Below are 20,002 nucleotides of genomic sequence, written 5' to 3' on the forward strand. Positions count from 1 at the left end.
TTGCTCGCGACGGGCTTGTTCTTCGGGTGCGGGTGGGTGGGGGCTGGTCGCGCAGTTCCCCGCGCCCCTGGGTACCTCAGCCCGTCCGGCGTTTGAGGACGAGGCCGTTCAGGCCGATAGCGGGGGTCTGGGGGCGCAGCCCCCAGGGACGGGACGGGTAGGGGCGGCGGGGGCGAAAGAAAATCCCGCCTACCTCCCGGCCTCCTTCGACACCAACGCCACCGCCTCGTCCACGTCATCCGTCAGGTGGAAGAGCAGCAGGTCCTTCTCCGACGCCTTGCCCTGGGCGATCAGCGTGTTCTTGAGCCAGTCGACCAGCCCGGCCCAGTACTCCGTACCGAAGAGGACGATCGGGAAGCGGGTGACCTTCTGGGTCTGGACCAGGGTGAGGGCCTCGAAGAGTTCGTCGAGGGTGCCGAGCCCGCCCGGGAGGACGACGAATCCCTGGGCGTACTTCACGAACATCATCTTCCGCACGAAGAAGTAGCGGAAGTTGAGGCCGATGTCGACATAGGGGTTGAGCCCCTGCTCGAAGGGCAGCTCGATGCCGAGGCCGACGGAGATGCCCTTGGCCTCGCAGGCTCCCTTGTTGGCGGCCTCCATGGCACCGGGACCACCACCCGTGATGACGGCGAACCCCGCCTCGACGAGCCCCCGCCCGAGCTCGACCCCGGCCGCGTACTCGGGCGAGTCGGCCGGCGTCCGCGCCGAGCCGAAGACACTGATCGCGGGCGGCAGTTCGGCCAGTGTGCCGAAGCCCTCGATGAACTCCGACTGGATGCGCAGCACCCGCCACGGGTCGGTGTGCACCCAGTCGGACGGCCCACCCGCGTCCAGCAGGCGCTGGTCCGTGGTGCTCCCCTGGATCTGGTCCCGCCTGCGCAGCACCGGCCCCAGCCGCTGCTCCTCCGGTGGCCGCTTCTTGCCCTCCGGGTTGCCAGTAGCCATGTCCGCTCCCTCCGCTTGCGGGTCGTTCCACCCCAGCGTAGGTCTACGCGGGTTACGGAGGGGGGACGCGGGCATGTCCGCCATGAACCGCTGCCAGGTACGCAGCAGGTACGCAGCAGGTACGGCTCGGACGGGCTCAGGCGGTCAGCCAGGCCCGCAGACGCTTCTCGCCCGCCAGGATCTTCGCCGTCTCGACCCGCTCGTCGCGCTTGTGCGCCAAGTGCGGGTTGCCGGGGCCGTAGTTCACGGCCGGGACGCCGAGCGCGCTGAAGCGGGAGACGTCGGTCCAGCCGTACTTGGGCTGCGGGGTGCCGCCGACCGCCTCGATGAACGCGGCGGCCGCGGGATGCGAGAGACCGGGGAGGGCCGCGCCGCTGTGGTCGTCGACGACGAACTCCTCGACACCGCAGTCCGCGAAGACCTCGTGGACGTGGGCCAGGGCCTCCGCCTCGCTGCGGTCGGGCGCGTAACGGAAGTTGACGGTCACCACGCACTCGTCGGGGATGACGTTGCCGGCCACCCCGCCCGAGATGCCGACGGCGTTCAGGCCCTCGCGGTACTCCAGGCCGTCGATGACCGGGTAGCGCGGCTCGTACGCGGCCAGGCGGGCGAGGATCGGGGCGGCCGCGTGGATGGCGTTCGAGCCCATCCAGCTGCGCGCCGAGTGCGACCGCTCGCCCTTGGTCTTCAGCAGCACCCGGAGGGTCCCCTGGCAGCCGCCCTCGACCTGGCCGTCCGACGGCTCCAGGAGGACCGCGAAGTCGCCCTCCAGCCAGTCGGGATGGGCCTCGGACACATGCTTCAGCCCGTTCAGGTGTGCGGCGACCTCTTCGTTGTCGTAGAAGACGAAGGTGAGGTCGCGGTTGGGGGCCGGGACCGTCTCCGCGATCCGCAGCTGGACCGCGACGCCCGCCTTCATGTCGCAGGTGCCGCAGCCCCACAGCACGCCGTTCTCGTCCAGCCTCGACGGCACGTTGTCCGCGATGGGGACCGTGTCGATGTGGCCGGCCAGGATCACGCGCTCGGCCCGCCCCAGGTTCGTACGCGCGACCACGTTGTTGCCGAACCTGTCGACCGTCAGGTGCGGCAGGGCGCGCAGCGCGGTCTCGACGGCGTCCGCGAGGGGCTTCTCGGTGCCGCTCTCCGAGGGGAAGTCGACGAGTCGCGCGGTGAGCCGGGCGGCGTCCAGCGTGAGGTCGAGGGGCGTTTCGGTCATGCCGTCGACCCTAACGCGCCGGGCGGCCGGGCCCCGTCGGCCCTCATCCCGCGGGCCTCTTCATGTTTTCCACAAACCCACAGATCGCTCACAGTACCCTCCAGTAACGTGTCCCCCGTGTCAGAGCCGTCACCACCCACTCGCCGACGCCGCGGGCGCCTCCTCCGTTCCGGAGCGGCGCTCGCCGTGCTCCTCGCCCTCGCCTGCTACCTCACGGTGCAGTACCTCACCGGGAGCAAGGGCGAGCCGAAATGCAGAGTCGTCTCGGGCAAGGGCGACGGGGTGTCGTACGAGTTCACGGCGGAGCAGGCGGTGAACGCGGCGACGATCTCGGCCGTCGGCACCAACCGCGGCCTGCCCGAGCGGGCCGTCACCATCGCCCTCGCGACGGCGCTCCAGGAGTCCGCGCTGCGCAACATCAGCCATGGCGACCGGGATTCGCTGGGCCTGTTCCAGCAGCGCCCCTCACAGGGCTGGGGCACCGAGAAGCAGATCCTGGATCCGACGTACGCGGCGGGCGAGTTCTACGACCACCTGGGCAAGGTGCGGGACTACGCCCAACTGCCGCTCACCGTCGCCGCGCAGCGCGTGCAGCGCAGCGGCTATCCCGACGCGTACGCGAAGCACGAGCCGGACGCCACGCTGCTGGCGGCGGCCCTGACGGGGCGCGCGGCGGCCACGTTCACCTGCGAGGGGCGCCCGGACATGCGGCCCGGGGGTCCGAACGCGGTACGCGCCGCGCTCGTACGGGACTTCGGGCGCGTCGCGTTCCAGGAGACGGCTGCCGAGGTGGGCGCCACGCCGTCCGCCTCGCCCACCGGGACGAGCGGCTCCGCCGGCCCGCGCACCGTGATCGTCCCCGTCCCGAAGGCCGCGGTGGGCGGTGACGGGGGTGCGGCCGGAGAGCGCCGCCGCGGCTGGGCCCTGGCGCACTGGGCCGTGGCCAACTCGTCCGCCCTGCACGTGGAGCGGGTCTCCTACGCGGGCCGGGTGTGGACCGCCGGGAGGACCCAGAGCGAGTGGCGGACGGACAATTCGGGCACACGGAACTCCGGTGCCGCCGGAGACACCGGGGACGCCGGAACCGCGGGAAATTCCACGGGCGAAGTCCGAATCGTCACCGGGCAGTAGTACGGGTCGTCACCCGTTGGGGGGACGCCCGGCGCGCCTTGTCGACGGCACGTACGGGATTTCGTCCGGCTTCCCCTCCGCCTCCCCCGCATCCGGGAAATCCCTTGGGAACAAAGGGTCGTAAGGATTCGGTGGACTTTCTCACCGGGCGTTTTTTGCCCGGGTTTCTCCGCAGCTGATAATGCGACGCATTGCCAACTCTTTACGTTGGGGCACCGCAACCTTCGCGGACTTCGAGCGGTAGTCACTGCGTCCGAGCCCGGAACGATCAACAGCCGGTCGATCGACAACCGGCCGACATCCAGTCGGTCAACTGCCGGGCAAGGTCGGACACTTCACTGTTTCTTCCGTCTTAAGGAGCACCATGTCCCTCCCCCTGACCCGTCGGATCGCCCGTGCCGCGCTGCTCATCGCAGCGGGAGCGGTGCCCGTGGTCGGTGCGGCCGGCTCCGCGAGCGCGGCCGAACTGCCGGCCACCCCCGACCTCGGCGGGATGACCGCGCTGGACAACGCGGGCACCACCGTCGACGGCGCCGCGCAGAACGCCACCGGGCTCGCGGGCAACACGGGCGGCAAGGCCGTCAAGAAGGCCGTGCCGACCGCGGGCAAGACGGGTGGCAAGGCCGTCAAGACCACGACGCCCGCCGCCCAGAAGACTGCCGGGGATGTCGCCGGCACCGCGGGTGACGTGCTCGGTGACACGGCGGGATCGGCGGCCGGTAAGGGGCTGCCGACCGATGCCGTTGGCAAGGGCGGGCTGCCGACCGAGCAGCTGCCGCTGAAGGGTTTGCCGATCGGCTAGCCTGCCTGCGGCCGAGCGGCTTGAAGGGGTCCAGGGAGTTCTTCCCTGGACCCCTTCGCTTGTGTCCGGTGTGTGGCTGCGGGCCGGTGGGGGCTGGTCGCGCAGTTCCCCGCGCCCCTTATGGGGCGCGCCCTTGTGGAGCGGAGTTCTCAAGCCAGGCGTTCCTCCGCTGCCTTGACCCGCTCGTCCGTCGCCGTCAGGGCTACTCGTACGAACTGGTCTCCTGCCGGGCCGTAGAAGTCGCCCGGGGCCACCAGGATGCCCAGGGTGGCCAGGTGGGCGACCGTGTCCCAGCAGGACTCGTTGCGGGTTGCCCACAAGTACAGGCTGGCCTCGCTGTGTTCGATGCGGAAGCCGTGCTTCAGGAGGGCGTCGCGCAGGGCGGTGCGGCGGGTGGCGTAGCGCTCGCGCTGTTCGCGGACGTGGGTGTCGTCTCCGAGGGCGGCGACCGCCGCGGCCTGGGTCGGCGCGGGCGTCATCATGCCGCCGTGCTTGCGGATCTGGAGGAGATCGCCGAGGACCGCCTCGTCCCCGGCCAGGAACGCGGACCGGTAGCCCGCCAGGTTCGACCGCTTCGAGAGCGAGTGGACCGACACGATCCCCTCGTACGAGCCGCCGCACACCTCGGGGTGCAGGACCGAGACCGGCTCGGCCTCCCAGCCCAGCTCGATGTAGCACTCGTCGGAGAAGACGAGGACGCCGTGCTCGCGGGCCCAGGCGACGATCCGGGTGAGTTCCTGCTGGGAGAGCACCCTTCCCGTCGGGTTCGACGGGGAGTTGAGCCACAGCAGCTTCAGACCGGCCGGGTCCAGCTCGGTCGGGTCCTCGTAGGCCACGGAGTCCGCGCGGGCCAGGCGGGCGCCGACCTCGTACGTCGGGTACGCGAGTCGCGGGTACCCGACCCTGTCGCCCGGGCCGAGGCCCAGCTGGGTCGGCAGCCAGGCGACCAGCTCCTTGGAGCCGACCACCGGCAGCACGTTGCGATGCGTGAAGCCCCGCGCGCCCAGTCTCCGCTCGCACCAGCCCACCAGCGCGTCCCGCAGCTCCGGCGTGCCCCACACCGTGGGATAGCCGGGTGAGTCGGCGGCCGCGACCAGGGCTTTCTGGACCAGTTCGGGCACCGGGTCGACGGGGGTGCCGACGGACAGGTCGACGATGCCGCCCAGGTGAGCGGCGGCCGTCGCCTTGAAGGGCTCCAGCTTGTCCCAGGGGAAGGTGGGAAGCCGGTCGGAGACTGCGGACACGGGTTCTGGCTCACTTTCTCGTACGGACGGCGCGGACGGCACGGACCGTACGGACGTACACGGGGCGCGTACGGCAAACGCCTCGGTCCCGTACGGCGGCGGTGCCGTACGGGACCGAGGCGGCGCACTCTCGTACGTACCGCTTACTGGTTCTGCGGCGGCAGAGCTGCGACGAAGGGGTGGTCACGCTCGATCAGTCCCAGCTTGCTGGCGCCGCCGGGCGAGCCGAGTTCGTCGAAGAACTCGACGTTCGCCTTGTAGTAGTCCTTCCACTCCTCGGGAGTGTCGTCCTCGTAGAAGATCGCCTCGACCGGGCAGACCGGCTCGCAGGCTCCGCAGTCGACGCATTCGTCCGGGTGGATGTACAAGGACCGGGAGCCCTCGTAGATGCAGTCGACCGGGCACTCCTCGATGCACGCCTTGTCCTTGACGTCGACACAAGGCTGCGCGATGACGTAGGTCACGCTGTCGTTCCTCCTCGATAGGGCGCTGGCGAGCCGTCTTCAGGCTCCGCCACCTGGCGCGCGGGAGCGCGGCGTCGTCGATGCCCGCACCTAGTATCTCCGTTCTTGGGCATGATCCGAACAGGAGGGTTGGACTGAGCTGTGGAATTCTCCGCACACTTCCGGCTTGAGGTCCGTATTACCCCCGCTGACGTGGGAAAACGCGTCTCGGTGCGGCGACTGGACGAAGACGCTCCCACGAGTGAGAAGTTCACCGACACGGTTGGCGTTCTCACATCATGGGACGACGGTGTGCTGCTGATCACACGACGGTCGGGAGAGAGCGTCCGGATTCCGGAATCGGCCCTGGTCGCGGGCAAGGTGGTGCCCGCGGCGCCCGCCCGTCGGCGGGGTCCGGCGGCCTCGTACGAGGAGCTGGCGCGGGTCGCCGCGCGGGCCTGGCAGCCGGTGGAGCGGGAGCGGCTCGGTGAGTGGGAGCTGCGGGCCGCCGCCGGGTTCACCCGGCGGGCCAACTCGGTACTGCCGCTCGGCGCGCCTGGCGTACCGCTGGACGAGGCGCTGTCGTTCGTACGGGAGTGGTACGCGGCCCGGGGGCTGCCCGCGTACGTGCAGACCGCGACCGGGGCCGCGGGCACGCAGGAGCTGCTGTGCGCCGAGCTGGAGGCGCGGGGGTGGATACGTGAGGTGAGCGCGGAGATGTGGATCGGCGCGCTGGCGCCGCTCGGTGACCGCCCGGATCCGGAGCCGGACCGACCGGTCGTGCTCTCCCGTGCGGCGGACGAGGCCTGGCTGGGCCGCTACCAGCGCAAGGGTGTCGGCGAGGTGGCCCTGAAGGTGCTGGGCAGCGGTCCCTCAGTGTGGTTCGCGACCGTGCCCGGCACCGAGCCCGGCAGCCCTGCGGCGATCGGCCGCTGCGTGGTCGACGGCCGCTGGGCCGGCTTCGCCGCGGTGGAGGTCGACCCGGCGCTCCGCCGCCAGGGCCTGGCCACCACGGTGATGGCGGCCCTGGCCCGCCGGGCCCTCGACGAGGGCGCCTCGGCGGCGTGGCTCCAGGTGGAGGCCGACAACGCGGGAGCCCGCGCGCTGTACACGGGCATGGGCTTCACGACGCATCACGCGTACCACCACTACCGGCAGCCCGCGGCGACACCGGGCGGCGAAGAACCCGTGGACGGCCCGTCCATCGGCACCGGCCACGAGCGGGCCGCCGCCGATCGTGGCGGCGAATTCGGTGGTACGGCCACGGAGCGGTATCGATCGGTGTGAAAGGGCACGAGCCAGCTATGCGTCCTCCTCATCCCCCGGGCCCGGAGCGGAGCGCCGAGTGGCAGCGGCGGTTCGGCGACGAGGCGCGGGCCGAGCGGCCCGATCTGTCGGCGCTGTGTCTGCTGGTCGGCGCCCAGGCGGACGGCGCGCTGGACGAGGCCGGTATGGACGCGGCGCAGATCGAGCTGGACCGGCTGGCCGGTGAGCTGCCGTTCCGGCCCGGCGGGCCGCGGTCCTGGGCCACCGCGCTCGCGGAGCACCTCGGTGGCCGCTGCCGCTTCCGCGGTACGCCCGGCGACTACCAGCGCCTGGAGTCCTCACTGCTGCACGAGGTGCTGCGGCGCCGCCGCGGACTGCCCATCCTGCTCTCGGTGGTGTGGACGGAGGTCGCGAGGAGGGCCGGGGCGCCCGTGTACGGGGTCGCCCTGCCCGGGCACTTCGTGGTCGGCTTCGGGCCGCCGGAGCAGCAGGTTCTCGTCGACCCCTTCGACGGCGGCCGCCTGCTGACCGGCCCCGACGCGGAGCTGCTGGTGGCCGGCGCGACCGGCGCGCCCCTCGACCCGTCGATGCTCTCGCCCGCCGACCCGCTCGACGTCGTCCTGCGCATCCTCAACAACATCCGCGCCTGGGCCGCCGCCCGCCCCGAACGCTCCGACGTCGCCCTCTGGGCCGTCGAGCTCTCCCTCCTGCTCCCGTCCCACCCGGCCCGGCTGCGTTACGAGCGTGCCCAACTGCTCGTCCAGCGCGGCGACTTCCTCACGGGCGCCACGGAGCTCGACGCGTACGCGGAGATCGTGGCCGTCGTCGACGAGCCGGCCGCCGACCGCGTACGGAGGCAGGCGCAGGCGGCCCGGGCCATGCTCAACTGATCGGCGCACGCGGTACCCGGGACACCCGATGCCCACCCGGGACGCCCGGCGCCTACAGCCACCCCTTCTCCCGTGCGATCCGCACCGCCTCCGCGCGATTGCGTACCGCCAGTTTCTGGATCGCCGTGGAGAGGTAGTTCCGGACGGTTCCCTGGGACAGGTGCAGGGTCGCCGCCAGCTCCGCGTTCGTGGAGCCGTCGGCCGCCGCGCGGAGCACCTCGCGTTCGCGGTCCGTCAGCGGGTTGGCCCCGTCGGCGAGGGCGGCCGCCGCCAGGGTGGGGTCGATGACACGTTCGCCGGTGAGCACCTTGCGTACCGCCGCGGCGAGTTGGGCGGCCGGGGCGTCCTTGACGAGGAAGGCGTCGGCGCCGGCCTCCATGGCACTGCGGAGGTAGCCGGGCCGGCCGAAGGTCGTGAGGATGACGAGCCTGAGCCCGGGGAACTCGCGGTGCAGTTCGGCCGCCGCCTCGATGCCGGTCGCGCCCGGCATCTCGATGTCCAGGAGCACCACGTCCACCTCGCGGTGCGCGCGGACGGCAGCCACGGCCTCGTCACCGCGCGCGACCTGCGCAACGACCTCGATGTCGGGTTCGAGGCCGAGTAGTGCGGCCAGCGCCTCGCGGACCATCGACTGGTCCTCGGCGAGCAGGACCTTGATCGTGCGGCTCATGGATCGGATCCTAGGGCCCCGGGCGTTTCCGGCGTCCCGGGCGTTCCCAGCGCCCCGGGTGCTCCCCGCGTCCCGGGCGTTCCCGACGTCCCGGGCGTTCCCGACGTCCCGGGCGTTCCCGGCCCCCCGGGCATCCCCGACGTCCCGGGCGTTCCCAGTGCCCCGGGCGTTTCCGACGTCCCGAGCATCCCCGATGCCCCGGGCGTTTCCAGCGCCCCGGGTGCTCCCGACGTCCCGGGCGCTTCCATCGCCCCGGGCGTTCCCATCGCCCCAGGGGTTCCCGGGGCCCCAGACATCCCCGGCGCCCCAGGCATCCCCGGCATCCCCGGCACCCCGAGCGGGACGCGGGCCGCCAGTCGGAATCCGTGCCGGACCGGGCCCGCCTCCAGTGACCCGCCCGCCTTCTGGAGCCGCTCGCCCAGTCCGGTCAGCCCGTTGCCGGGACCACCGTCGTCCGCCGCGCCCCCGCTGCCGTCCTCGCCGCCACTGCCGTCGTCCTCCACGCACAGCTCCAGCACCAGCCCTGCCAGCGTCTGCCGCCGGAACAGCTCCACCACGCAGCGCCGGGCCCCGCTGTGGCGTACGACATTGGTGACCGCCTCGCGCAGTGCCCACGCCAGCGCGGACTCGCTCTCCGGGGCGACGCCCGTGAGGTCCGGCTCGGCCGGCAGGTCCGCCGTGATGCCCGCGGCCGTCAGGGCGACCCGGGCACCCGCGAGTTCGCCGGGCAGCCGGGGCCGCCGGTAGCCGCTGACCGCCTCGCGTACGTCGACGAGGGCCTGGCGGCTGACGCTCTCGATGTCGGCGACCTGCCGCGCGGCCCGGTCCGGGTGGTCGGGGAGCATACGGCCCGCCAGCTCGCTCTTCAGTGTGATCAGCGACAGCGAGTGGCCGAGCAGGTCGTGCAGATCTCTGGCCAGCCGCAACCGCTCCTCGTTCGCGGCGAGTTGGGCGACCGTGGCCCGCGCCTCGCGCAGCGCGACGGTCGTCCGGACGAGTTCGCGCACGCCCGTCATGACGAAGCCGCCCAGCAGCGCCGGGATGAGCAGCCCCGCCAGATACGCCTCGCCGTCCGGGACGGCCAGCGCGATCGCCGTCATCAGCCCGGACACGGCCGCGATCGCCCAGCGCGCCGGCCGTATCGGCAGCGCCGCGCCGGACGCGATCGAGACGTACACGAAGAGGACCAGCCACTCCCGTCCCAGGGTGAGGGCGAGGACCGTGGACTGGGCCGCGAGGACCGCCAGCGAACCCGGCACCAGCCGGAGGGTCTCGCGGCGGCTCGTGCGGAAGACCAGTACGAGGTACCAGGCGACGAAGGCCACCAGGCCCAGCCCGCCGAGCACCCGGACTCCGGCGGCGTGCCCGCCGTGCAGCAGGTCGGTGACGGGCGCGCCCAGGTAGACCAGCCAGATCGCGGTCCACAGGGACTTGACCACCCGCTGCCTGCGGTTCTCCGGCCGCTGTCCGATCCCGATGCCACTCACGCCTTCAGCGTGTCCTTCCGGTACAGCCAGGCCGCGCCGCCCGCGAAGAGGAGGAAGGACACGGCGAGGACGGCCACGTCCTTCGTGTGCGGGGCGTGGCCGAGTTCGACGGCCTGCCCGAGGGCAGCGTACGCGTGGGTGGGCAGCCACTTCGCGATGTCCTGGAGCCAGTCGGGGAAGGTCGTCGTCGGCATCCACAGCCCGCCGAGCATCGAGAGCCCGAAGTAGACGATCATCGTGATCGGACGGACCGCGTCACCGCTGGCGAGGTAGCCGATGGCCACGCCGAGCGCGGCGAAGACGAGGCTGCCGGCCCAGAGGGTGAGGGTGAGCACGCCCCACTGCCAGGCGTCCAGGCGTACCTCCTTGACGGCGGCCGCGACCACGAAGACCACGACGATCGACGGCAGGCTGACCACGGCGGCGCTCGCGGTCTTGGCGAGTACGTAGCCGCGGCCGGGCAGCGTCGTCAGGCGCAGCTGCCGCACCCAGCCGCTCTCACGCTCCTTGGCGATGCGCTCGCTGTTGCCCATCAGGACGGCGGTCAGGGCGCCGAAGGAGGCCATCGAGACCATGTAGAAGGTGGGGAGGGTGAGTCCGGTGTCCGCCACCTCGGTCGTGCTGTCGGCGCTGCCCGCGAGCAGCAGGAACAGGACCGAGGGGTAGACGACCGAGAAGAACAGGAACTTGCGGTTGCGCAGGGCGCGGGTGAGTTCCAGTCGGATCAGGCTGTTCATGCTGTGCGTGCCTCCTCGGCCGCTGTGATGGCGACGAAGGCCTGCTCGAGACCGAGACCGGCCACTTCGAGATTGCGCGGGTGGAGGCCGAGCCCGTACAGCGCGTGCACGGTCGCGTCGGCGTCCGCCGACTGGATGCGGACGGTGTGGCCGGACACGTCGATCGAGGTCAGGAAGGGCAGCGCGCGCAGCGCGGCCTCGTCGACCGGACCCGCCAGATCGAAGGCGATCCGCCGGGCGCCCGCCTTCGCCTTGATCTCGGCGGCCGTGCCGTCGGCGAGGAGCCGGCCCCGGTGCAGCACGAGCACCCGGTCGGCGATCGCGTCGGCCTCTTCCAGGTAGTGCGTGGCGAACAGGACCGTACGGCCTTGGTCCGCCTGCTCGCGCATGGTGGCCCAGAAGGCCTGGCGGGCGGAGACGTCCATGCCGGTGGTGGGCTCGTCGAGCACGATCAGGTCGCTGTCGCCGGCCGTGGCGAGCGCGAACCGCACGCGCTGTTCCTGGCCGCCCGAGAGCTTGCCGACCCTGCGGTCGGCGAGCTGCGTGATGCCCGCCCGGGCGAGTACGTCGGCGGCGCGGTACGGCTTGGGGTGCAGGTCGCAGGCGAGTTTGACCAGTTCGCCGACCGTGACCTCGTCCATGAGTCCGCCGCTCTGCAGCATGGCGCCCACCCGGCCGGCGACGATCGCCTCGCGCGGGCTGGTGCCGAACACCCGGACCGAGCCGCTGTCCGCGTGCTTCAGCCCGAGGAGCAGGTCCAGGGTGGTCGACTTCCCCGCGCCGTTCGGCCCCAGCAGGGCCACCGTCTCGCCGGGGTGCAGTTCGAGTGTGAGCCCGTCCACGGCCCGGACGCCCGCATAGCTCTTGATCACCTGATCGAAGCCGGCCACCGTGCCGGTGGCCGTCGCAGTCGTTGTCATACGGCCCAGCGTGGCGCCGGGCCATCCACTCCCGGCAGTGTCGCCCGTCGTCACTCCCGGATGACAGATGTCACGTCCGAGACGTCATCCCGGAGACGTCGTGTCCGAGACGTCATCTCGGGTCACGGCCGCATGTCGGGTCACGGCCGCGCGGTACGGCGTTTCCGCGGGCGGCGGCGAGTACGAGACCGGCCGCGCCCGCGGAGTGCCTGGTGCGGTGCCTAGCTGGGATCCGTCTCGATCACGCCGACACGGTCCGCCGGTGTCTTGCCGAGCAGCGCCGGGCGCATCGCACCGATCACGTCCTCGGGCGTCACGGCGGTCTTGTTGCCGTTGCCCCGGGTGATCAGCACGCCGTCGAAGGCGCTGCCGTAGAGCTCCTTCAGCGCCGGCCTGTCGTAGTACTCGATCAGCTTGCCGTCGGCGTTGGCCTTCACACCGAGGAACTTCCACAGGGAGTTCTCCGGGCTGAACGCGAGCTCCACCCCGCCGGCCCTGATCGTCACGCGGTCCGACATCGCCGGCTCCGCGAACGCCTTCATCATGCGGTCGACCTCGGCCTTGGTGACCTTGGGTTCCTTCGCCTGGGTGGGGACCTTCACGGGGCTGGGCTTCCCGGTCTCCACCTGCGCGCGGTACGCCTCCTCGACGGACTCCGTCGACTGGGGGATGTCGATGCCCTGGCCCGCCTTGCCGTAGACGGCGACGGCCCGGCCCGACTCGAACTTGATCGTGCCCTCGGTCGCCGAGCCCGAGCCGCCCGCGGCACGCTCCAGGGCGGCCGCCAGCTTCTCCTCGTCGACGGGCATCACCGGGGCGACGACGCGCTGTTGGCCGAACAGCGAGCCGATCACCGAGACGGGGTTGTAGTCGCTGCCCGCGGCGGCCCGTACCGTGGCCTGGCTGTCGAGCTGGAGCCCGGCCTGGTCCGGCCGGAGCGGGACGGTGTCGCCGTCGACCGAGAGCTGGAGCGACTTGGCCGCGCGCGCCTCGAAGGCGTCGTCGAGCTTCTTGACGGCCTCGTCACGGGTGCCGCCGCCGATGTCCACACCGAACACGGTGGTGCCCTTGGGCACGTCGGAGTGGTTCATCAGCAGTCCGGCGCCGTACGCCATGCCGCCCAGCGTCACCACGCCGACGGTCAGGAGCACCAGCTTGTTGCGCCCCTTCTTCTTCGGCCGGGCGGCGGCGGGTGCGGTCGGCGAGACCGGGTCGGGCAGTTTCGGCGGCTGGTGCGGCAGCGGGCCGTCGGAGTGCGCGCCCGGTGCGAACGGTGAGTTCGGGGCGGTCGGCACGACGGGGATGCCGCTGGTCAGGGTGTGTCCGGAGACGTTCTCCCCCGCGCCGCCGTAGCCCGGCGTACCCGGCTCGGGCGCCGGCTTCTGCGGGGTGAGGATCGCGGTGTCGTCACTCATGCCGCCGCCTGGGCCGCCGGGAGGACCGGGGTAGGCGGCGCCGTTCTGGGCGCCCCTGCCGCCGGGGAAACCCGAGCCGTCCGGGGCACCGGGGCCACCAGGCCCGCCGGGAGCACCGGAGTAAGCGGGTCCGCCCTGACCGCCCGGGAAGCCCGAGCCGTCGTGGCCACCGGGGCCGCGCCCTGTGCCGGGGCCACCGGGGCCACCGGGGCCACCGGAGACACCTGGTCCACCCGGACCACCGGGCGCCGTCAGCGACCCTGTACCGGTGACCGGTCCGCCGGTCGGACCCGAAGGCCCACCCGGCCCACCCGGTCCGCCCTGGCCGCCCTCGGAGAAGTACGGAAGTCCGTCACGCCGTGCATCGCCGCCCGAGTCGCCCGTACCAGCCGTACCGGCCGTCGGGTACGAACCCGTGGAACCCGTGCCCAGCGGTCCCGCCGCCAGCGCACCGGAGACGTCGAAGGAACCGGTGCCGCCACTGTGACCGGGCGCCACAGGTCCGGTGCCGCCGGCGCCGGCCAGTCCTGCCCCGTTCGTACCGCCGGGCCGCGAACCACCCGGCGAGCCGCTCATGGCGCTGCCGGGCCGAGGCGTGCCACCGGCGCCGTTCGTGCCGCCGGGCCGCGTTCCCGGACCACCCGGCCGCGCCGCGCCGCTCGGGCCCGCACCGGGCCCGCCCGCGCCAACTCCCGTACCGGCGCCCGCTGCCGGGCCCTGCGCACCCGAACCGCCGGGCAGCCCGGCCCCGTTGGTGCCGCCACCGCCGGGACCGCCCGCGGGCGCACCGGCCTTGCGTGGCGCGAACCAGTCGCTCGTCTTCTCTCCCGGAGCCCCGGGGGGCCCGCCCGCGGACGCGGCGTCCGGGCCCTCGGGCCCGCCCGGACCGGCACCCGGCCCGGGCTCCGCGGCGGCCGCTCCCGGCACACCTCTCCCGTCGGACGGCTCGCCGCTCGCGACGGGCGTGCGCACGACGACCGGCGGGATGGGCCGCGATCCGGGGATGTTGATGCGGATCCGCGTCGTCAGCGTGGTCTCGGTCTTGGGCGCCTCCGGCCGGTCACCGGCGGAACGTCCCGCGTCGGTGCCGTCGTCGGACACCGCGGGGGTTCCGTACGGCGGAGTCCCCGACGGGTATGCGGTTCCGCCGCGCCCGTTGGGCCCGGAGGACGAACTGTCAGTTTCACGACTCAAGGCAGGTTCTCCCGGTTGGCTCCACCGCCCGTTTACTCGACCTCGATTCGGGCGGCTCGGCGGCGCGCACCACCATACTGGCCACTAGTCGCAAGCATCTTCTGGCCGTCGGGGAAACCCACACCGGACTTGCACCTGCGCTTGGTGGCGAAGTGGTACGTCACTTGCCAAGTCGGGCGGCAGAGCCACCCGGTTGCCGCCCTCGGCCAAGGGTGGCGCACATCACAGCGACAGCCATTCCGCCGAGCAGGAAGAGGTAGGAGCCCGCTCCTGCGGCGAAGAGGAAGTCACCTTCCGGACGGCTCGCGGTGAGCAGGATGACGGCCACCATCCAGCCTGCCGCGGGCGCGACCGCCCCGGCCCGGCCGCCGGTCGCCTGCGCCCCGCCCAGGAAGAGCCCGGCCGCGCCGGCCAGCGCGAGCAGCAACCCGCCCGGGAACCAGCCCGCTTGGACCAGCCCGCCCGCCACCCCGACCACCGCACCCAGCACAAAGAGCCCCAGGTGGACGGCGATCCGTCCGGCCGAGGGCGCTACCGGCGGCTGGGCGAGCATGCTTCCCGCCCGCGGCCTGTTCGCCGTACTCATCAGACATGCACCTCAATACGCATCAGGTGTCCACCAGTACTCATCGGACACCTTTGTCGGCAATCCCGGCGAACAGGTCGGTCTCATGCGCCCCGGTGCGCTCGCCCCGCACCAACTCGTAGTACTCCACGGGGAAAAGGGGCTGCGCGAGCTGGTTGGAGAGCGCGAACCAGGGCTCGGCGACCTCGATCTGCGTGGCGTGCGCCCGCATCGCGGCGGCCTTGGCGGCGGCGAAGGGGGCGCCGTCGATCTCCGTGGTGACCAGGGAGTCGTCCACCACACCCGGCACGTCGTCCACCGCGGCGCTGGCGGGGAACGGCAGATCTCCGAGTACGTCCTTCAAGCGGGCGAAGCCCTCTTCGGCGACGGAGCGCGGCACCCGGTTCCAGTAGATCTTCGTGATCGTCCACGGTTCGCCGAGGTCCGGGCGGAAGCCGGGGTCCGCGGCCAGGTCGGCGGCGCGCATCGCGACGCGGTGGGCCTGGATGTGGTCCGGGTGGCCGTAGCCGCCGTTCGGGTCGTAGGTCACGAGCACCTGGGGGCGTACCTCGCGGATCACCTGGACGAGGTCCGCGGCGGCCTCGTCGACGTCGGCCCGCCAGAAGCAGCGCGGGTCGTCGTTGTCCGGGAGACCCATCATCCCGGAGTCCTGGTGCCGGCCGACGCCGCCGAGGGAGCGGAAGTCGGGTACGCCGACCTCGCGCATCGCCGCACCGAGCTCCCCGAGGCGGTGGGCCCCGAGGGCCTCGCCCGTCAGATGGGCGAGCTCGGGCGGGATGACCTCGCCCCGCTCGCCGAGGGTGCAGGTCACGAGCGTGACCTGGGCTCCCTCGGCCGCGTACCGGGCCATGGTCGCGCCGTTGTTGATCGACTCGTCGTCCGGGTGCGCGTGCACCAGGAGCAGACGCCGGGCGAAGCGAGAAGGGGGTTCCCCCGGCCGGCGGCTGGGGGAGGGCGGTTCCGTCATGGACCCCACCCTACGAGCCCGCGAGGCGGGCCCTACGAGGCGCGGGTCAGAACTTGATGTCCCCGATCATGCCCGCGATGTTCGTGGTCAGCTCGTTGATCGTGGGCGCGATCGTCGAGCTGGCGAGGTAGAAGCCGAACAGGACACAGACGATGGCGTGAGGCGCCTTCAGCCCTGATTTCTTGATCAGGATGAAGACGATGATCGCCAGCAGCACCACCGCCGAAATCGAGAGTGCCACGGCGGCTCACCTCCAAAGGTCCCAGGGACGCGGGGGGTCGGGGGTCGAACGAAGGGGGCGGTAAATCCATACAGCGGCCAGCAGGTTGATACCCACACAGCGCTAGTGATCATAACTATTCGTGCGTGCGCATTGATCGGCGCACGGCCGCACAAGGGGGCGCATGGCCAATATGGTCGGAGCATGACGACCGAGCCTCTGTCCTTTCCGCGCCGGCAGGCGCGCACCCTGCGTTTCACGCTGGGCGCGCCCCGCGCGTTCACCGTGGCACCCGACGGTTCCCGCGTCGTGTTCCTGCGTTCCTCGTCCGGCACGGACCGGGCGAACCAGTTGTGGGTGCTCGACGTCGCGGACGGCCAGGAGCATGTCGCCGCCGACCCGGCGGTGCTGCTCGGGGGCACCTCGGAGCAACTGTCGGCGGCGGAGCGGGCCCGGCGCGAGCGCAGCCGCGAAGGCGGGGCCGGCATCGTCGGATACGCCACCGACAACGCCGCCGAACTGGCCTCCTTCGCCTTGTCGGGGCGGCTTTTCACAGCGGAGCTGCGGGTCGACACGGCACGTGAACTGCCCGTCCCCGGTCCGGTCCTCGACCCGCGCCCGGCCCCCGACGGACGGCTCGTCGCGTACGTCTCCGGGGGCGCTCTGCGAGTCGTCGGCGCCGAGGGCGAGGACGACCGGGCGCTCGTGGAGCCCGAGTCGGACACGGTCACCTATGGGCTGGCGGAGTTCATCGCGGCCGAGGAGATGGGCCGCTCGCGCGGTTTCTGGTGGTCGCCGGAGTCGGACCGGCTGCTGGTGGCACGGGCCGACGACGCGCCCGTACGCCGCTGGTGGGTCGCCGATCCCGCGCACCCCGAGCGTGAGCCGCAGCGGGTGGCGTACCCGGCGGCCGGTACGGACAACGCGGACGTACGGCTCTTCGTGGTCGGTCTCGACGGGACCCGCACGGAGGTCGTCTGGGACCGGGCGCGCTACCCGTATCTGGCGCGGGTGCACTGGTCGGCGGCCGGCGCCCCGCTTCTGCTGGTGCAGGCGCGGGACCAGGCGAGCCAGCTCTATCTGGCCGTGGACCCGGACAACGGGACGACCCGGATGGTGCACGCCGACGAAGATCCACAATGGCTTGATCTTTTCCCTGGGGTGCCGAGCTGGAGTCCCAGCGGAAAGCTCGTGCGGATCGCCGACGAGGGTGGCGCGCGGGTGCTCGCGGTGGGCGAACGCCCGCTGACGGGACCGCAGTTGCATGTGCGCGCGGTGCTCGACGTGTCGGACGAGGACGTACTGGTGTCCGCCTCGGCCGGTGCGGCGGCGGCCGACCCCGAGACCGGTGAGGTGCACGTCTACCGGGTCAACGACCTCGGCCTGGAGCGGATTTCACAGGAGCCCGGCGTCCACTCGGCGGTGCGCGCGGGCGGTGTGACCGTGCTCGTCTCGGCGGTGTCGGATCGCCCGGGTGCGCAGGTACAGGTGCTGCGGGAGGGCAAGAAGGCGGCGAGCGTGGCCTCGTACGCCGCGCACCCCGGCTTGAGCCCGCGCGTGACGCTCACGGAGGCGGGCGAGCGCCGGGTGCCGTGCGCCGTTCTGCTCCCCACCGGCTACACGGACGGTCCGCTGCCGGTTCTGATGGACCCGTACGGCGGGCCGCACGGGCAGCGCGTGCTGGCCGCGCACAACGCGTATCTCACCCCGCAGTGGTTCGCCGACCAGGGCTTCGCGGTGGTCGTCGCGGACGGGCGGGGCATGCCGGGCCGCTCCCCCGCCTGGGAGAAGGCGATCAAGGACGACATGGCGACGGTCGTCCTGGACGACCAGATCCACGCGCTCCGGGCGCTCGCCGAACGCTTCCCGCTGGACCTGGACCGGGTCGCCATCCGGGGCTGGTCGTTCGGCGGTTATCTCGCGGGGCTCGCGGTGCTGCGCCGCCCGGACGTCTTCCACGCGGGCGTCGTGGGCGCGCCGGTCACCGACCAGCGGCTGTACGACACCCACTACACCGAGCGGTACCTGGGTGATCCGAACTCCCAGCCGGAGGTGTACGCGGCGAACTCGCTGATCGACGACAACGGTCTGGTGGGAGCCGCCGGGCCGGCCCGTCCGATGATGATCGTGCACGGTCTGGCCGACGACAACGTGGTGGTCGCGCACTCCCTGCGGCTGTCCTCGGCGCTGCTGGCCGCCGGCCGCCCGCACGAGGTGCTGCCGCTCTCGGGGGTCACGCACATGACCCCGCAGGAGCAGGTCGCCGAGAACCTGCTGCTGCTCCAGGTGGACTTCCTGAAGCGTGCGCTGGGCGTCGCCTGACGGGATGCGGGCGTGCGACCGGCCGGGGAGACATGGCGCGCCCCGGCCGGTCTACGGCACCCGCACGGCCGTACGTGATTCAGATTGACGCGTCCGTATATCGGTATCGGGTCGGCCAAGTTGCCTGCGTGTTAACGAAGTTGATGCGCATTTGTCATGTTATTCCCGCTCACCCGCACCAGGGCCCGTGCATAAGGATGCACCGGGGAACAGGTCTCCGAATTTCGGACAGGCGACCACCGGATTCCGGACATGAGACGGTCACGGGCTACTACGCGTGCAGTTACGTCGAGCCCATGGAGAGATCAAGAGACCAAAGAGAAGGCCAAGGTGGTCCGGATTTCATTGACCTTGGACGAATTGCATTGAAAGGTCCGGCGTAGCCCGTAGGGGAGCGCCCTGCGGAGCCTTGACCCACAGGGCACGGAGCACCATGACCACCCCAACCCCATCTGCGGCCCCTCCAGAGGTCGCCCCCGAGAGTGCGATTCACCCGGTTTCTCCTTCGGCACCCCAGGGGACCGGAGCCGACAGCCGCTCTCCCGGACGGCTCGCCTGGAACCGCTTCAAGCGCGACCGCACCGGCGTCGTGTCGGCCGCCGTAGTGATCTTCTTCTTCGTGATCGCGATCGGTGCTCCGCTGATCGCGAAGCTGTACGGCAAGAACCCGTACACCACCTACGCCAGCGCACGCCCGGGGCTCCTGAACGCCTTCTCGTACCCGGCGGGACCCAACGGCGGCATGAGCTCGGAGTTCTGGTTCGGCATCGAGCCGCAGCTGGGGCGGGACGTCTTCACCTTCCTGCTCTACGGCATCCGCACCTCACTGCTGATCGCCACCGCCGCCACCCTCCTCACCGTCGTCGTCGGCGTCGTGATCGGCGTGAGCGCGGGCTATCTGGGCGGCAGGACCGACTATCTCGTCGGCCGGGTCATCGACATCCTGCTGTCGTTCCCCTCCACGCTGTTCTTCATCGCCTTCATGCCGGTCGTGTACGGGCTGTTCGTCGCCTCCGACGACAACATCCCGACCTCGCTGCGGGCCACCTGCCTGATCCTCGTCCTCGCCGCCTTCGGCTGGGCCTCCATCGCCCGTCTGCTGCGCGGCCAGGCACTCGGCCTGCGGACGCGGGAGTTCGTCGAGGCCGCCAAGGTGACCGGGGCGACGCCTCGCCGCATCGTCTTCACGGAGCTGCTGCCCAATCTGTGGACCCCGATCATCATCCAGTCCACGTTGATGCTCCCGGCCTACGTGACCATGGAAGCGGGGCTCGCCTTCCTCGGCGTCGGCATCATCGACCCGACCCCGGACTGGGGCGTCATGATCCAGCGCGGCGCCCAGTTCTACTCCGAGGACATCACCTTCATGCTCTTCCCCGGCCTGTCCATGGTGATCTTCGTCCTCGCCTTCAACCTGCTCGGCGACTCGGTGCGGGACGCACTCGACCCGAAGTCCAAGCACTGATCCACCGCCGTTCCCGCTTCACACCCCTTTCGCGCCGGCCTCGTTCCGGCTTCCTCCCGGCCCGGATCAACGTCGTCCG

The 20,002-nt window shown here is 71.8% G+C and carries 17 protein-coding genes and 1 pseudogene; 6 read left to right on the plus strand and 12 right to left on the minus strand.

Going from position 1 to position 20,002, the window contains the following annotated elements:
- Positions 1-189: 189 nt before the first annotated feature.
- A complete protein-coding gene (locus AB0I18_RS28060) occupies positions 190-948 on the minus strand; it encodes a TIGR00730 family Rossman fold protein (protein WP_363108369.1) in 759 nt (252 codons plus the stop codon).
- A gap of 136 nt (positions 949-1,084) precedes the next feature.
- A complete protein-coding gene (dapE, locus tag AB0I18_RS28065; protein WP_363108370.1) occupies positions 1,085-2,164 on the minus strand; it encodes a succinyl-diaminopimelate desuccinylase in 1,080 nt (359 codons plus the stop codon).
- A 117-nt stretch (positions 2,165-2,281) separates the two neighbouring features.
- Here dapE and AB0I18_RS28070 point away from each other — a divergent pair, with 117 nt between their 5' ends.
- Together AB0I18_RS28070 and AB0I18_RS28075 are read left to right on the plus strand one after the other, a co-directional pair.
- Complete coding sequence (locus AB0I18_RS28070) at positions 2,282-3,295, plus strand: heavy metal transporter (RefSeq protein ID WP_363108371.1); 1,014 nt, start codon at positions 2,282-2,284, stop codon at positions 3,293-3,295.
- Positions 3,296-3,659: 364 nt separating this feature from the next.
- Complete coding sequence (locus tag AB0I18_RS28075) at positions 3,660-4,097, plus strand: ATP-binding protein (protein ID WP_363108372.1); 438 nt, start codon at positions 3,660-3,662, stop codon at positions 4,095-4,097.
- A gap of 149 nt (positions 4,098-4,246) precedes the next feature.
- Here AB0I18_RS28075 and AB0I18_RS28080 read toward each other — a convergent pair whose 3' ends face one another.
- Positions 4,247-5,341: a bifunctional succinyldiaminopimelate transaminase/glutamate-prephenate aminotransferase gene (locus AB0I18_RS28080; protein ID WP_363108373.1), complete on the minus strand. Its 1,095-nt coding sequence runs from the start codon at positions 5,339-5,341 to the stop codon at positions 4,247-4,249.
- 143 nt (positions 5,342-5,484) lie between these two features.
- On the minus strand, positions 5,485-5,805 hold the full coding sequence (gene fdxA / locus AB0I18_RS28085; protein WP_019058397.1) for a ferredoxin: 321 nt from the start codon (positions 5,803-5,805) through the stop codon (positions 5,485-5,487).
- Between the two features lie 141 nt (positions 5,806-5,946).
- Between fdxA and AB0I18_RS28090 the strand changes: the two genes are divergently transcribed.
- Together AB0I18_RS28090 and AB0I18_RS28095 are read left to right on the plus strand one after the other, a co-directional pair.
- Positions 5,947-7,071 carry a GNAT family N-acetyltransferase gene (locus AB0I18_RS28090; RefSeq protein WP_363108374.1) on the plus strand — a complete coding sequence of 375 codons (1,125 nt, stop codon included), beginning with the start codon at positions 5,947-5,949 and terminating at the stop codon, positions 7,069-7,071.
- A gap of 17 nt (positions 7,072-7,088) precedes the next feature.
- Positions 7,089-7,940 (plus strand): transglutaminase-like domain-containing protein, encoded by an 852-nt coding sequence (locus tag AB0I18_RS28095; RefSeq protein WP_363108375.1) that lies wholly within the window; start codon positions 7,089-7,091, stop codon positions 7,938-7,940.
- Between the two features lie 52 nt (positions 7,941-7,992).
- Here AB0I18_RS28095 and AB0I18_RS28100 read toward each other — a convergent pair whose 3' ends face one another.
- The 8 genes and pseudogenes from AB0I18_RS28100 to AB0I18_RS28135 form a co-directional block, all read right to left on the minus strand.
- Complete coding sequence (locus AB0I18_RS28100; protein ID WP_363108376.1) at positions 7,993-8,610, minus strand: response regulator transcription factor; 618 nt, start codon at positions 8,608-8,610, stop codon at positions 7,993-7,995.
- A gap of 332 nt (positions 8,611-8,942) precedes the next feature.
- Positions 8,943-10,097, minus strand: a pseudogene (locus tag AB0I18_RS28105) (histidine kinase); the annotation flags it as partial.
- A complete protein-coding gene (locus tag AB0I18_RS28110; protein WP_363108377.1) occupies positions 10,094-10,834 on the minus strand; it encodes an ABC transporter permease in 741 nt (246 codons plus the stop codon). The pseudogene AB0I18_RS28105 and the gene AB0I18_RS28110, both read right to left, overlap by 4 nt.
- Positions 10,831-11,754, minus strand: a complete 924-nt coding sequence (locus AB0I18_RS28115; protein ID WP_363108378.1) for an ABC transporter ATP-binding protein — start codon at positions 11,752-11,754, stop codon at positions 10,831-10,833. The genes AB0I18_RS28110 and AB0I18_RS28115 overlap by 4 nt, the downstream gene beginning before the upstream one ends.
- A 221-nt stretch (positions 11,755-11,975) precedes the next feature.
- Positions 11,976-14,363: a hypothetical protein gene (locus AB0I18_RS28120; protein WP_363108379.1), complete on the minus strand. Its 2,388-nt coding sequence runs from the start codon at positions 14,361-14,363 to the stop codon at positions 11,976-11,978.
- A gap of 160 nt (positions 14,364-14,523) precedes the next feature.
- Positions 14,524-14,949, minus strand: coding sequence for a DUF6113 family protein (locus tag AB0I18_RS28125; protein ID WP_363108380.1), 426 nt, complete (start codon positions 14,947-14,949; stop codon positions 14,524-14,526).
- Between the two features lie 40 nt (positions 14,950-14,989).
- The gene (mshB, locus tag AB0I18_RS28130; protein WP_363108381.1) at positions 14,990-15,916 is read right to left on the minus strand and encodes an N-acetyl-1-D-myo-inositol-2-amino-2-deoxy-alpha-D-glucopyranoside deacetylase; all 927 of its coding nucleotides are present in this window, start codon (positions 15,914-15,916) and stop codon (positions 14,990-14,992) included.
- Between the two features lie 46 nt (positions 15,917-15,962).
- Positions 15,963-16,157 (minus strand): hypothetical protein, encoded by a 195-nt coding sequence (locus AB0I18_RS28135; protein ID WP_363108382.1) that lies wholly within the window; start codon positions 16,155-16,157, stop codon positions 15,963-15,965.
- A gap of 183 nt (positions 16,158-16,340) precedes the next feature.
- Between AB0I18_RS28135 and AB0I18_RS28140 the strand changes: the two genes are divergently transcribed.
- Positions 16,341-18,458 (plus strand): prolyl oligopeptidase family serine peptidase, encoded by a 2,118-nt coding sequence (locus AB0I18_RS28140; protein ID WP_363108383.1) that lies wholly within the window; start codon positions 16,341-16,343, stop codon positions 18,456-18,458.
- A gap of 433 nt (positions 18,459-18,891) precedes the next feature.
- A complete protein-coding gene (locus AB0I18_RS28145) occupies positions 18,892-19,923 on the plus strand; it encodes an ABC transporter permease (RefSeq protein ID WP_363108384.1) in 1,032 nt (343 codons plus the stop codon).
- The last annotated feature ends 79 nt before the right edge of the window (positions 19,924-20,002 follow it).

Origin of the sequence: Streptomyces sp. NPDC050704 (assembly GCF_040654355.1) — a bacterium.
In the GTDB taxonomy this organism is placed as follows: domain Bacteria; phylum Actinomycetota; class Actinomycetes; order Streptomycetales; family Streptomycetaceae; genus Streptomyces.